We start from the raw sequence: 12,801 nt of genomic DNA on the forward strand, positions 1-12,801 counted from the left end.
CCGAAGCCGGGCGCATCCCGGAATGACGAGTTCTTGGCAAATTCACCTCCCACCGAGCGCGCCTGATGGATCTGGTACTGCAGTTACTGTTTACGGGAATCGGCATCGGAGCCGTCTATGCGCTGGTCGCGCTGGGCTTCGTGCTGATCTTCCGAGCGACAAACGTCGTTAATTTCGCGCAGGGCGAGTTCTCGATGGTCGCCGCCTATCTCATGGTGGTCTGCGCCGTCGATCTGGAACTGCCCTATTGGCTGTCCTTCATCATTGCGCTGGCCGGCATGGCCGTTATCGGCGTCATCTTCAATCTCGGCGTCTATTATCCGCTGCGCCACCGCACCTATCTGCCGGTGATCATCGCCACCATCGGCGCGTCGATCCTGATGGCCAATGGTGTGCTGGCGCTGTACGGGCCGCAGCCGCAGGTGCTGCCGGGCTGGTTCGATACGCCCGGCATCCAGCTCGGACCGGTCTATCTCGACAGCCAGTATCTCCTGATTATCGGCGTGACCATCGCGCTGGTGATCTTCAATTACTGGTTCTTCGAACACACCATGATCGGCAAGAAGCTGCAGGCAACGTCGCAGGACAAGGAGATGGCGTCGCTGCTCGGCATTTCCGTCTCGACGATGATCATGGTCACCTTCATCTATTCGGCCGTACTCGGCGGTCTCGCGGGTCTCCTGGTGGCGCCGATCCTGTTCGTCTCGATCCAGATGGGCTCAACCATCGCGCTCAAGGCCTTCGCGGCCACCATCATCGGCGGCTTCGGCGATGTCACCGGCGCCATTATCGGCGGCCTTGCGCTCGGGATCATCGAGACCTTCGGCGCGGCCTATGTGTCCGTGCCGTATAAAGACGGCTTCGCTTTCCTCGTGCTGGTGCTGTTCCTGGTGTTTCGTCCGCAGGGCATCTTCGGCGAACGTGTCGCGGAGAAAGCATGAGCACCTCCAGCGAGAATATCCCGGCAGTGGTCATCACCCGTCCGAAGCCGCTGCTGCTGCGCCACGCGCCATATTTCATCGGTGCCGCCATCGTGGTGTTTCTGGCGTCGTCGATGCAGTTCGACGGCTACATCCTCAACATCCTGATGCAGGCCACCACCTTCGCCATCGCCGTGTTCGGCCTGTCGGTGGTGCTCGGCCTGTGCGGCCAGATCAATCTGGCGCAGGCGGCCTTCTTCGGCTTCGGCGCCTATGCGGTCGGCATCGGCACCACGGACTATCAGCTCAGCTACTGGCTGTGTCTGCTGGCGGGCTGCGTGATGGCGCTGGTCGCCGGCGCGGTGCTCGGCCTATCGACGCTGCGGCTCGGCGGCCACTATCTCGCAATGGTGACGATCTCGTTCCAGCAGATCGTCACTTTGGTGATGATCAATGCGATCTGGCTTACCAAGGGGCCGGACGGCGTGTCGAAGATCGGGCGCCCGTCGCTGTTCCTGTCGTCGCAGTCCTATCTCGCTTTCTGCGTCGCGATGCTCGCTTTGATCGGCTATATCGTCTGGCATCTGCCGGAGACGCGGCTCGGCCGTGCCATGCGCGCGGTGCGCGACAACGAACTTGCGGCCGGCGTCAACGGCATCGATGTGTTCCGCACCAAGGTCTATGCCTTTGCCATATCGGCCGTGCTCGGCGGTCTTGGCGGCGGTCTGTTCGCCGGCGGCTTCGCCTATATCTCGCCGGATCAGTTCTCCTTCGCCGAATCCATCGTGTTCCTGACCATGTCGCTGCTCGGCGGCGTGGCATCCCCGATCGGCTCGGCCATCGGCACGGGCTTGCTGATCCTGATTCCGGAATGGCTGCGCTTCCTCAAGAGCGTGCCGGGCCTCTATCTCGCCATCTACGGTCTGTCGGTGATCCTGATCATCCGCTTCATGCCGGACGGCATCTGGGGCTTCGTCACCGCGGCCTATGATCGCATGCGCAGCAGCAAGAAGGTGGCCGTGACAAGCGCGCCGCTGCAGCTCCGGCCGGCGGCGACCGGCGGTGACATGGTGCTCGAAGTCACCGGCCTGTCGAAACATTTCGGCGGCTTGAAAGCCGTCGATCAGGTCGACATATCGGTGCGTCGCGGCGGCGTTCATGCGCTGATCGGGCCGAACGGCTCCGGCAAGACCACGACGCTGAACGTGCTGTCGGGTCTCTACAACGCGACCTCGGGCAAGGTGGTGTTGGACGGCACCGACGTCACCACCATGCCGCCGCATCTGCGCGCGGCTGCGGGCCTCGGACGTACCTTCCAGAACATCCGCCTGTTCCGCTCCATGACCGCGCTGGAAAACGTCATCATCGGCGCCGAGCGCCCGGGCAATACGCTCACCGGCAAGGGCGATGAAGCCGCGCTGACCGAGCGGGCGCTGGCGGCGCTCACTTTCGTTGGCCTCGGCCCGCGCGCCATGGAGCTGATCTCCAGCTTCTCCTACGGCCATCAACGCCTCATCGAGATCGCGCGCGCGCTGGCGGCGAACCCGACGCTGCTACTGCTGGACGAACCCGCCGCCGGACTGAACTCGACCGAGAAGCTTGAGCTGCATGAGCTGCTCAAGCGCATCGCGGCGCAGGGGCTCACCATCCTGATCATCGATCACGACATGACGCTGGTGTCGGAAGCAGCTCAGCACATCACCGTGCTGAATTTCGGACGTCGCATCGCCGACGGCGAGTCGATGGCGGTGCTGCGCCATCCCGATGTCGTCTCAGCCTATCTCGGAACAGACTGATGCCGCTGCTTGAAATCAACGACCTCAATGTCCGTTACGGCGAAATCGTCGCGCTCCGCGGTGTGTCGTTCAATGTCGAGGAAGGGCAGGTGGTGACGCTGCTCGGTGCCAATGGTGCCGGCAAGTCGACCACGCTGCGCGCGATCTCCGGTCTCGCCAAACCGGCCTCGGGCGATATCCTGTTCGACGGCAAGTCCATTGCAGGTCTCGGGCCGGAAGCCATCGTGCGGATGGGCATTTCGCACGTGCCGGAGGGCAGGCGGGTGTTTCCCGGCCTGACGGTGAAAGAGAACATCATGCTCGGCGGCTCCAACCGCAAAGCGAGCAAGGCCGAATTGTCTCATGAAGCCGATGCGATGTTCGACCTGTTTCCCGACATACGGAAATTCTCCGATGCGCTCGGCTGGACACTGTCCGGCGGCCAGTTGCAGATGGTCGCCGTCGCGCGCGGGCTGATGGCCAAGCCGCGCCTCTTGCTGCTCGACGAGCCGTCGCTTGGCCTTGCGCCGGTCATCGTGCAGGCGGTGTTCCGTATCATCACGGAAATCCGCCGGAGCACCACGGTCTTGCTTGTGGAGCAAAATGCGCGCATGGGACTATCCGTCGCCGATCAGGGCTATGTGCTGGAAACAGGCCGTATCGTGCTTGGCGGCAAGCCGGAGGATCTCTGGGCCAACGAAGCCATCGCAGCCGCCTATCTCGGCGGTCACGGCAAACCTGCAGCGGGTCTTGCGGCCCATTGAGGGCTTGCACCGACGGCCTCGCTGCCCATCAACAAGGACGAATGTCCCGTCATGGTTACAGTTCAAGTCAACAAGCTCATCGATTTCGTCGCCGACGTTTTCACCCATGCGGACTCTTCCCCGGAAGAGGCGAAGCGCATCGCGACCTATCTCACCACCGCGAACCTCACCGGTCATGACAGTCACGGCGTCATCCGCGTGCCGGTCTATATCCGCTGGCGCAATAACGGGATGATCACCCCGAACCAGACCATCGAGATCCCCGTCGATACGCCGTCGCTCGCCGTCGTTGATGGCCGCTTCGGCTATGGCCAGACGGTCGGACCGCTGGCGGTGAAGCTTGGCATCGACAAGTGCAAGGCCGCGGGTCTCTCCGCCATCGCCACCAAGAATTCCGGTCACATCGGCCGCATTGGCGACTGGGCAGAAATGGCCGCGGCCGAAGGCCTGGTCTCGATTCACTTCGTCACCGCTGCCGGTTCGGTGCTGGTCGCGCCCTATGGCGGCGTCGAGCGTCGTCTCTCCACCGCGCCCTATTGCGTCGGCATTCCGCGTCCCGGACAGATGCCGGTGGTGCTCGATTTCGCGACCTCGGTGGTGGCCGAAGGCAAGGTGCTGGTGGCCTCGCGCGGCGGCAAGAAGCTGCCGAAGGGCGCGCTGATTGCGCCCGACGGCACGCTGAGCGAAGATCCGGCGCTGCTCTACGGCCCGCATGAGATGCAAGGTCCGCGCGATCACTCCAAGGGCACCGGCGCGATCCGCGCCTTCGGCGATCACAAGGGCTCGGGCCTCGCATTGATCTGCGAATTGCTTGGCGGCGCGCTCACCGGCAACGGTGCCACCAAGTATGATCGGCCTTTCGCCAATGGCATGTTCTCGATCTATATCGATCCGAAGAAGATCGACCCTGCGAATTTCTTCGACGGCGAAGTGGCGCGCTATGTCGACTTCTTCAAGAGCGCCAAGCCGGCCGCCGGCGTCGATGCGGTTCTGATCCCCGGCGACAACGAGGCGAAGACCCGCGCCGAGCGCACCGCCAATGGCGTGCCGTTGCCGGACGAAACCTGGGCTGCCATCGTGCAGACCGCGCGCGACGTTGGCGTCAGCGAAGAGGCCGTGAAGAAGGCGACCTCGTAGTTTTTCGAACTCAACTCTGCTGCACTCAAGTCACCACTACCAACCAAAAGAAGGACCATCGACGATGGCAAACAAGGTCAAGGAAATCTGGAAGGCGGGCAAGGTCGCCGTCAACGGCTGGCTGGCGATCCCGTCGGGCTTCTCCGCCGAGGTGATGGCGCAGTGCGGTTTCGACAGCGTCACCGTGGATATCCAGCACGGCGTGCAGGACTACATGTCGATGGTGGAATGTTTCCAGGCGATGGGCGCGCATCCGGTGACGCCGATGGTCCGCGTGCCATGGAACGAGCCCGGCATCATCGGCAAGGTGCTCGACGGCGGCGCCTATGGCGTGATCTGCCCGATGGTCAATACCAAGGAAGAAGCCGAGAACTTCGTGCAGTACTGCAAGTATCCGCCGCGCGGTACCCGCAGCAACGGCCCGATCCGTTCCGGTATGTATGGCGGCGCCGGCGACTATCAGAAGACGGCCAATGCCGACATCATCTGCCTGCCGATGCTGGAAACCAAGACCGCAGTCGACAACATGGAAGCCATTCTCGACGTCGAGGGCATCGACGGCGTCTATGTCGGTCCCTCCGATCTCGGTTTCTCCTACGGCCTGGTGCCGAAGCTCGACCGCGAAGAGCCTGAGATCCTGAAGATCTACGACAAGCTGATCAAGGAATGCGACAAGCGCGGCCTCAATCCCGGCATTCACTGCTCGGGCCCCGAGGGTGCTGCGAAAAACATCGGCATGGGCTTCAAGCTGGTGACGCTGCTCAACGACAGCGGCATCTTGGCAACAGGTGCGAAGTCGTGGGTCAACGACACCCGCAAGGGCTCCGGCGGCAAGGCGTAAGCGGCCACAATCTCGTCGTTCCGGGGCGCGCGCAATGCGCGCGAACCCGGAATGACGGTGTTAGAGATTGACGATCATTGCTCGGACGATTCTGCGTCCGTTTTCGCCCCGCTCTGCCGGCCGTCGATCACGTCGGCGAAGCGCGTGAGTTCGTGCATCAGCAGCTGCTGCCCTTCGAGTCCGAGCGGTGCCAGCAACTCCCGCTGCACGTCGAACACCCGCGGAATCGCTTCGTTGATGACGGTCTCGCCCGCCGACGTAAGCTGAACACGCAGCGTGCGGCGATCATTCGGTTCCGGCAGCCGCGCCAGGTAGTTCTGCGCCTCCAGCTTGTTGAGCCGGCTGGTCAGGCCCGCGCCTGACAGCAGCAGCGATTGGGCGATCTGCTTCGGCGACAGGCTGTAGGGCGCGCCGGCGCGGCGCAGCGCCGTCAGCACGTCATAGGTGCCGCGTGTCAATTCGAAGGGCGCGAGCGCCTCGTCGATGAGGGACGTGCATTGCATCTGAATTCGGCCGATCAGGCCGTAGATATGCACCGGGCTAGTATCGATATCCGGCCGCTCCGCCTGCCACTGCGAGAAAATGGCATCGACCTGTTCGCGCATTGCCGCACGCGCGCGCGTTGGGCGGCGCGAAGGCGGTTTCGATCCCGATGTCTCGTTAGCCATGGTGTCAGGGCGTCCAGTCGATCACACTTTGTTCGATAAACTCGATGCCGTGAAACAGCGCAATACTCAACACGGTGAGCAGTGCGATGGCGGCGAAAGCGAGCGGCGTCTGCGACTGCGCGGTGGAGGTCAGGATCAGATAGCCGAGCCCGTCCTGCGCGGCGACGAATTCGCTGATCACAGCGCCGATCACGGCGAAGGTCACCGCCACCTTGCAGCCGGTGAAGAAGTGCGGCAGCGCCACGGGAACGCGCAGCCGGCGGAACACCATATGCGGCGAGGCGCCGAGCGAGCGCATCAGGTCGAGCATGGTCCTCGGCACAGCCTCGAAGCCGGCGACCATGTTGACGAGGATCGGGAAGAAGCAGACCAGTACCACGACCAGGATCTTCGGCCATTCCGAGAGGCCGAACCACAGGATGATTAGCGGCGCCACGGCGACCTTCGGCACCGACTGCAGGCCGAGCAGGATCGGATAGATGATCCGGCGCGCCAGTGGATTGAGGCTGATGATGATCGCCAGCGGCAGCGACAGCGCGATCGCCAGCACGAAGCCGAGCACGGTCTCGCGCAATGTCACGATTGTGTTCGAGGCTAGCTCCGGCGCCCACTTTACGGCGGATGTGTAGATCTCGGAGGGCGCCGGCAGGATCCATGTCGGAATCTTCAGGGCGTCGCAGATGAGTTCCCAGCCGATCAATAGCGCCAGATAGATCAGCGGCGTGGCGGCGCGGTCGATGAAGCGCGAGATCACGTCAGCCACCCGTCCGGTTGAAGATGATGTCGCGGATCTGGTTCTTGATCTCCTGAAAGCGCGGCAGCTTCACGGTATCTGCATCGCGCGGACGCGGCAGGTCGATGATGATGTCGGCGCGGATGGTGCCGGGACGTTCCGACATGATCAGCACGCGGTCACCGAGCAGGATCGCCTCCTCGATGTCATGGGTGATCAGCAGTGCGGCGCGCCCCAGTTCCTGCCAGAGGCGCGAGAGTTCAAGCGACAATTCCTCGCGGGTGAGTGCGTCGAGCGCGCCAAAAGGTTCGTCGAGAAGTAGCAGGCGCGGATCGGAGATCATGGCGCGGCAGAAGGCGGCGCGCTGCTTCATGCCGCCGGACAGTGCCTGCGGGCGCTGATGGGCGAAATCCTTCAGGCCGGTGAGTTCGAGCAGTTTCAGCGCACGCTCCCGCGCGGCGGCTTTCGGCAGCGCCAGCACGTCGGCGGGAAGCAATACGTTGTCGAGCACGCTGGTCCATGGAAACAGCACGTGCTCCTGAAACACGATGCCCACTTCATGCGACGGGCCGTCGAGCGGCGTGCCATAGCGCTGCATGGTGCCGGCGTCCGGCATTTCCAGCCCGGCAACGAGGCGCAGCAGCGTGGACTTGCCGCAGCCTGACGGGCCGACCACCGAGACGAAATTGCCGGGATCGATGCGCAGATCGACCGGGCCGAGTGCGTGGGTCGCCTTGCCGCCTTTGCCGGGATAGGTCTTTGTGACGCCCTTGAGGTCGATCGCAGGAACCACCGCCGCGGCAGTTCGCGACGGCGCGTCATTGTGTGCGGGTAACGCGGTCATCAGTCGATGAAGCCCGGCGCGAACAGGTCTTCCGGCTTCACGGGATTCTTCAGCGTGAAGTTGGTCGACATCACCTCGACGGTGCTGGCGATGCTCTTCGGCTCGATATGGCCGAGCGATCCCTTCACCTCTGCGAGTTCCTTCACCAGCCTGGTCTCGCCTTCGATGACCGCCGGCTGCAGTTCCTTCTGATACTTCGCCATGATGGTGGCGGCCTCTGCCGGATTGGCGAAGGCGTCCTTCATGCCCTTGATGGTGGCGCGGACGAAGGCCTTCACCTGATCCGGGCTCTTTGCGATCATCTCCTCGGAGGCGATCAGGCCGTTGCCGTAGTAATCGAGATTGGAGTCGGCGTAGTTGATGCGGATGATTTCCTTCGGTGCCACGGCTGCTGCAATCAGCGGCTCGCCGACCGAGAACTGGCAGATCGCATCCGCGCGGCCATTGGCGAGCAGCGACGGCAGCGCCGAGCCTTCGGCGACCACCCACTTCACCTTGCTGGCGTCAATGCCGGCGGCCTTGGCGAAAGCCGGGAACAGCAGACGAACCGAGCTTGATGCGGTGTCGGCGACGGTCCTGCCTTCGAGATCCTTCGGCGACGTGATGCCGCTGCCCTTGATGGCGAAGATCGCCTGCGGCGGCTTCGCATAGACCACCGAGACCAGCTTCACGGGCACGCCGTCATTGCCGCGCGCCAGCACCAGCGAACCGGCATCGGCGAAACCGAACGTGGCGACGCCGGCAGCAACCTTCTTGATGGCGTCGGCGGAGCCTTGGCCGCGCACGAAGTTCACGTCGAAGCCTTCGGCCTTGTAGTAGCCCTTTTCGCGGGCGACGTAGAAATAGGCGTGGCGGCCGTTGAAGCCGAAATCGGTGATGAAATTGATCTCGGCGGTCTGCGCGCTGGAGACGCCGGCCGTAGCCAGGGTCGCGAGCAGGGCGGCGGTGAGGCGAGCGCGGAATTTCATGGTCTGACCTTCAGTGGCGGATGAGGGGAGGCCGGCTTTCGGTGCGCCAGCGGCGCCTCAAATTCGTTCGCAGTCGAATAAATTCTAAGGGCGGCCTTGAGGAAGATCAACGGCATTGCTGCCCAAAAACTCATCGCGCTCGACGAAAATTCGCATGAAATATACGCATATGGCTCGTTTCTGAGGCGGCCTTGCCGTTGCTTGACAGCCGCGATCAGCCCGTTCTATGCAAAATCGTTAGATATCGAATGATCTGTTGCCCGGACGCTATGGCGCCGCTGGAACGAGGTACGAGATGGATCGCGGAACACGCATCGCCGTTCTTGGCGCGGGTCTCGCCGGGTTGACGGTGGCGGGGCTGCTGCAACGCGCCGGCTTCCCGGTCGTGGTCTATGAGCAGTCGCCAAGTTTCTCGCGCATCGGCGCCGGCATCATTCTCGGCGCCAATGTTTCGAAGGTGCTGCGCCGGCTCGATCTCGAAGATGCCTTCGCGGCGACCGGTATCCGGCCCGATGCGTTTCTGAGCCGCGCATGGGATACGGGCGAACAGCTCTACAAGCTCGATTTCGACGCCGACTGCGAAGCGCGATTCGGCGGCCCCTTTGTCAATATCCACCGCGCCGATCTGCACCAACTGTTGCAGCGACCGCTCGCGCCTGGCACCATCCGTTTCGGCCACAAGCTCGCCGGCTTCGAGGAGCGCGGCGATGCGCTCACCTTGAGCTTCGAGAACGGCACAAGCGCGGAAGCGGATATCGCTATCGGCGCTGACGGCATTCGTTCCATCACCCGCGAACTCGTCCTGGGCGCGGAAGAGCCGCGCTTCATCGGGCGTTCTGCACCGCGCGCGGTATTTCCGGCGAGCCGTATCAAGGGTGATCCGATCGACGACTGCACCAAGTGGTGGGCGCCGGATCGCCACACGCTTGCTTACTACATGACGCCCGATCGGCAGGAAGTCTATGTGATGGCCGCGCTGCCGATGGCGCGCTGGGATGGCGACGGTTCGCCGGTGAAGGGCGACCGCGATGAATTCATCGCTGCGTTCGACGATGCGCATCCTGACCTGAAACGCGCAGCGGAAGCAGCCGAAGACGTCACCGTGTGGCCGATCTTCGACCGGCCGCGCAACGACACCTGGCACAAGGGCCGCGTGGTGCTGATGGGCGATGCCTGCCACGCGGTGCGTCCGTTCATGGCGGCTGGCGGCTCGGCGGCCATCGAGGACGCCGCGATCCTCAGCCGCTGCATCGCCGAATTCGGCGATCCCGCAAAGGCCTTCGCGCATTACACGATGATCCGCATCCCGCGCGTCGCCGACATCCAGCAGATTTCCATCGCCAATTCGTGGATGCATGGCCCGACGGAGACCGACTGGTTCTTCCGTTATGATGCCTGCACCGTGCCACTCGACCGAGCCATTCCGGAGGCCCTATGCCCGAATTTGCAGCGATGAAGCCCGGTGACATCCGACCGGAGCAGATGATCGAACGTGATCTGGTCGGTTACGGCGCCACGTCACCCGATCCGGGCTGGCCGAATGGCGCGAAGATCGCGGTCAGTATCAACCTGAATATCGAAGGTGGCGGCGAGTCCACGCTGGTGAATGGTGATGCAGCCTCCGAAGGCATGCTGAATGACATCGGCGTGCCGGCGAAAGAGGGCGTTCGCGTTCCGCTGGTGGAGTCCGGGTTCGAATATGGCAGCCGTCGCGGCGCCTGGCGCGTGCTTGATATTCTCAATCGCTTCAAGGTGCCGGTGAGTATTCTCGGCGTCGCGCGGGCGATGGAGCAGAATCCCCAACTCGCAAAGGCCTGCGTTGCGCGCGGCCACGAGATGGTGAGTCACGGCTATCGCTGGATTGATTATTGCGATGTCGATGAAGCGACCGAGCGCGCTCATATCCGCAAGGCGATCGAGATACTCACCGAGCTGACCGGCAGCCGCCCGCTCGGCTGGATGACCGGCCGTCCCGGTCCGAATACGCGGCGCCTGCTCGCGGAGGAAGGTGGCTTTCTCTACGACCGCGACTCGCTCGCCGACGAGCTACCCTATTGGGTGAAGACCGAGCACGGTCCGTTTCTCGTCGTGCCGTATTCCTATGAAGCCAACGACAACCGCTTCAATGAGAATTCGGGCTTCTCGACCGGCGAGCAGTTTTTCACTTACATGCGCGACGCATTCGATGTGCTCTACGCTGAAGGCAGCGCGGGCGCGCCGAAACTGCTGTCCATCGGTCTGCATGACCGCTTGATCGGCCGTCCTGGCCGTGTCGGCGGGCTCATCAGGATGCTCGAACACATGAGCGCGCATGATGGCGTATGGTTTTGCCGCGGCATCGATATCGCGCAGCATTGGCGAACGCATTTTCCGCCGAAACCCTGACGCGCCGGTGACGGCCGGGCAATATTCCGACTGATGGCATGCACGCCAGTTCCAGCATGTATTCTCCGAACATCTGTGCGTGCCACTGCTGCTTTGCCTTCGCAGGCCAAGCCGGTCATACTCGATACACTTATCCGCAGAGATAGGGTCAAATCGGGAGGATGATCGTGCGAAACAACCTGCGTCTGCTCAACCGTCGTCAATTTGTTACTGCGAGTGCAGGCGCAGCCGCATTGCTCAGCGCGCCGTCACTCGTCCGCGCGAACACCTGGCCCACCAAACCCATCAAGATTCTTGCCGGCTCCGCAGCCGGCGGCCAGACCGATCAATTCGCGCGCGTCTATGGCGAATATCTGTCACGTGAACTCGGGCAGACGGTGGTGGTGGAGAACAAGGCCGGTGCCGGCGGCGCCGTGGCAGCGATGGAGCTGAAGCGCTCCGATCCCGACGGCCACACGCTGATGATCTGCAACACCACCGCCTATATGCTCAATCCCGTCCTCATCAAGGACGTCAAATACGATGTCATCAAGGACTTCGCCTGGGTCGCGGTGATGCCGGGCGGCAGTCTGCCATTCATGGTGAGCGAGAAGGTCGGCGCGAAGACGCTGAAGGACTTCATCGACTATGCGCGCAAGACCGAGAAGGTGAATGTCGGCACATATGCGTCCGGTTCCTTCGCGCATATGGTCATCGTCGAGCTCAACAAGCAGTACGGCCTGAAGATGGAGGCGGTGCATTATCGTGGCGAGGCGCCGATGTGGCAGGATCTCGCCGGCGGATCTATCGATGCGGGCATCGGCAGCTATGCAGCGGCGCTGCCGGTGCTGCAGACCGGAAAGGCCCGTGCCGTTGCGGTGTCGCGCCGCCGCATCGACGCGCTCCCTGACGTCGCAACGTTTCGCGAGCAGGGCGCGACGTCGCGCGCGCATGGGCTGCTGACCTTTCAGGGATGCGTGGTGCCGGCGAAGACGCCTCCCGAGATCGTATCAAAACTGTCTGCGTTGTTCGTCGCGGCGGGAAAGAGCGATCGCGTTCGTGAACTCCTCAAGAGCCAGGGTATCAATGAAGGCCCGATGACGCTGGAGGCGAGCCAGGCGCTCTACAAGGAAGAAGCGCCGATCTGGGCCGAGCTTGCCGCGGGTCTGGGACCGCAGCCGCAATAGTTGGGTCTGGAGGTACTCTGGCAGTCCGGTCCGCCACACACTGTCATTCCGGGGCGCACGAAGCGGTGCAGCCGCGTAGTGCGAACCCGGAATCTCGACGTGTTCGGCGCGATCGGAGACTCCCATGCCGGGATTCCGGGTTCACGCGCGCGAAGACGCGCCCGCGCCCCGGAATGACGAGGGTGGGGCGGCAAGACAGCACCCAAACATTTTTTCCTATCCGTATTGACAGCATCCCCATCTTGATTATTTTCCCTCTCGTCCTGCCCCACCGAGAGGGGCGATCGCGATCGTCACGATTGCGGGGCGGGATGCGGTGGACGCCGGAGATGCGGCGTCACGGGATGTGTGGGGACCGGCTGTCTGCGGACAGGCCGCATCGCCTGTGGTCAGGATACCACTGGGACAGGCGGGACGGTTTGCTGGCGGATGGAACGGGCCCGCGGATCAAGTGACGGACGACCAGATTCGAAACGCGTCCGGCCCGATAGCTGCGCTCCCCCGGCCCTGTCGCGCAGGGCCAAACAAGGGTGACCTTGATCGGTTGCTTGGGCAAGCATTCAGCAAGCCGACAAAACACCGCAGGCGGAACGTCGGGCA

Annotated in this window: 12 protein-coding genes; 8 read left to right on the forward strand and 4 right to left on the reverse strand. The window is 63.1% G+C overall.

What is annotated here, in order from left to right; genetic code table 11:
- Positions 1-65 precede the first annotated feature (65 nt).
- From ACEK02_RS17565 to ACEK02_RS17585, 5 genes are all read left to right on the forward strand, one after another.
- Positions 66-941, forward strand: coding sequence for a branched-chain amino acid ABC transporter permease (locus tag ACEK02_RS17565; protein ID WP_315842989.1), 876 nt, complete (start codon positions 66-68; stop codon positions 939-941).
- Entirely contained in the window at positions 938-2,716 is a 1,779-nt protein-coding gene (locus ACEK02_RS17570) for an ATP-binding cassette domain-containing protein (protein ID WP_371422863.1), read from the forward strand. Before ACEK02_RS17565 ends, ACEK02_RS17570 begins: the two co-directional genes overlap by 4 nt.
- A complete protein-coding gene (locus ACEK02_RS17575; protein WP_371422864.1) occupies positions 2,716-3,459 on the forward strand; it encodes an ABC transporter ATP-binding protein in 744 nt (247 codons plus the stop codon). Before ACEK02_RS17570 ends, ACEK02_RS17575 begins: the two co-directional genes overlap by 1 nt.
- A gap of 51 nt (positions 3,460-3,510) precedes the next feature.
- Positions 3,511-4,596 carry a malate/lactate/ureidoglycolate dehydrogenase gene (locus ACEK02_RS17580; protein WP_371422865.1) on the forward strand — a complete coding sequence of 362 codons (1,086 nt, stop codon included), beginning with the start codon at positions 3,511-3,513 and terminating at the stop codon, positions 4,594-4,596.
- A gap of 64 nt (positions 4,597-4,660) precedes the next feature.
- Positions 4,661-5,437: an HpcH/HpaI aldolase/citrate lyase family protein gene (locus tag ACEK02_RS17585; RefSeq protein ID WP_371422866.1), complete on the forward strand. Its 777-nt coding sequence runs from the start codon at positions 4,661-4,663 to the stop codon at positions 5,435-5,437.
- Positions 5,438-5,511: 74 nt separating this feature from the next.
- Here the strand turns inward: ACEK02_RS17585 and ACEK02_RS17590 are convergent, their stop codons facing one another.
- From ACEK02_RS17590 to ACEK02_RS17605, 4 genes are all read right to left on the reverse strand, one after another.
- The gene (locus tag ACEK02_RS17590) at positions 5,512-6,042 is read right to left on the reverse strand and encodes a MarR family winged helix-turn-helix transcriptional regulator (protein WP_371422867.1); all 531 of its coding nucleotides are present in this window, start codon (positions 6,040-6,042) and stop codon (positions 5,512-5,514) included.
- A 67-nt stretch (positions 6,043-6,109) separates the two neighbouring features.
- Positions 6,110-6,859 (reverse strand): ABC transporter permease, encoded by a 750-nt coding sequence (locus ACEK02_RS17595; RefSeq protein WP_371422868.1) that lies wholly within the window; start codon positions 6,857-6,859, stop codon positions 6,110-6,112.
- A 1-nt stretch (position 6,860) separates the two neighbouring features.
- A complete protein-coding gene (locus tag ACEK02_RS17600) occupies positions 6,861-7,682 on the reverse strand; it encodes an ABC transporter ATP-binding protein (RefSeq protein ID WP_371422869.1) in 822 nt (273 codons plus the stop codon).
- A complete protein-coding gene (locus ACEK02_RS17605; protein ID WP_371422870.1) occupies positions 7,682-8,650 on the reverse strand; it encodes an ABC transporter substrate-binding protein in 969 nt (322 codons plus the stop codon). The genes ACEK02_RS17600 and ACEK02_RS17605 overlap by 1 nt, the downstream gene beginning before the upstream one ends.
- 295 nt (positions 8,651-8,945) lie before the next feature.
- On the opposite strand from ACEK02_RS17605, the gene ACEK02_RS17610 reads away from it, so the two are divergent.
- From ACEK02_RS17610 to ACEK02_RS17620, 3 genes are all read left to right on the forward strand, one after another.
- Positions 8,946-10,106, forward strand: a complete 1,161-nt coding sequence (locus tag ACEK02_RS17610) for an FAD-dependent oxidoreductase (protein ID WP_371422871.1) — start codon at positions 8,946-8,948, stop codon at positions 10,104-10,106.
- The gene (locus tag ACEK02_RS17615) at positions 10,085-11,035 is read left to right on the forward strand and encodes a polysaccharide deacetylase family protein (protein WP_371422872.1); all 951 of its coding nucleotides are present in this window, start codon (positions 10,085-10,087) and stop codon (positions 11,033-11,035) included. Before ACEK02_RS17610 ends, ACEK02_RS17615 begins: the two co-directional genes overlap by 22 nt.
- Before the next feature lie 167 nt (positions 11,036-11,202).
- Positions 11,203-12,201, forward strand: coding sequence for a Bug family tripartite tricarboxylate transporter substrate binding protein (locus ACEK02_RS17620; protein ID WP_371422873.1), 999 nt, complete (start codon positions 11,203-11,205; stop codon positions 12,199-12,201).
- The last annotated feature ends 600 nt before the right edge of the window (positions 12,202-12,801 follow it).

Source organism: Tardiphaga sp., from assembly GCF_041424195.1.
In the GTDB taxonomy this organism is placed as follows: Bacteria; Pseudomonadota; Alphaproteobacteria; order Rhizobiales; family Xanthobacteraceae; genus Tardiphaga.

Coding starts and splice junctions, on each gene's coding strand:
- ACEK02_RS17610 (WP_371422871.1), top strand. CDS start 8,946: ATGGATCGCGGAACACGCATCGCCGTTCTTGGCGCGGGTCTCGCCGGG.
- ACEK02_RS17575 (WP_371422864.1), top strand. CDS start 2,716: ATGCCGCTGCTTGAAATCAACGACCTCAATGTCCGTTACGGCGAAATC.
- ACEK02_RS17600 (WP_371422869.1), bottom strand. CDS start 7,682: ATGACCGCGTTACCCGCACACAATGACGCGCCGTCGCGAACTGCCGCG.
- ACEK02_RS17590 (WP_371422867.1), bottom strand. CDS start 6,042: ATGCGCGAACAGGTCGATGCCATTTTCTCGCAGTGGCAGGCGGAGCGG.
- ACEK02_RS17585 (WP_371422866.1), top strand. CDS start 4,661: ATGGCAAACAAGGTCAAGGAAATCTGGAAGGCGGGCAAGGTCGCCGTC.
- ACEK02_RS17580 (WP_371422865.1), top strand. CDS start 3,511: ATGGTTACAGTTCAAGTCAACAAGCTCATCGATTTCGTCGCCGACGTT.
- ACEK02_RS17570 (WP_371422863.1), top strand. CDS start 938: ATGAGCACCTCCAGCGAGAATATCCCGGCAGTGGTCATCACCCGTCCG.
- ACEK02_RS17565 (WP_315842989.1), top strand. CDS start 66: ATGGATCTGGTACTGCAGTTACTGTTTACGGGAATCGGCATCGGAGCC.
- ACEK02_RS17605 (WP_371422870.1), bottom strand. CDS start 8,650: ATGAAATTCCGCGCTCGCCTCACCGCCGCCCTGCTCGCGACCCTGGCT.
- ACEK02_RS17615 (WP_371422872.1), top strand. CDS start 10,085: ATGCCCGAATTTGCAGCGATGAAGCCCGGTGACATCCGACCGGAGCAG.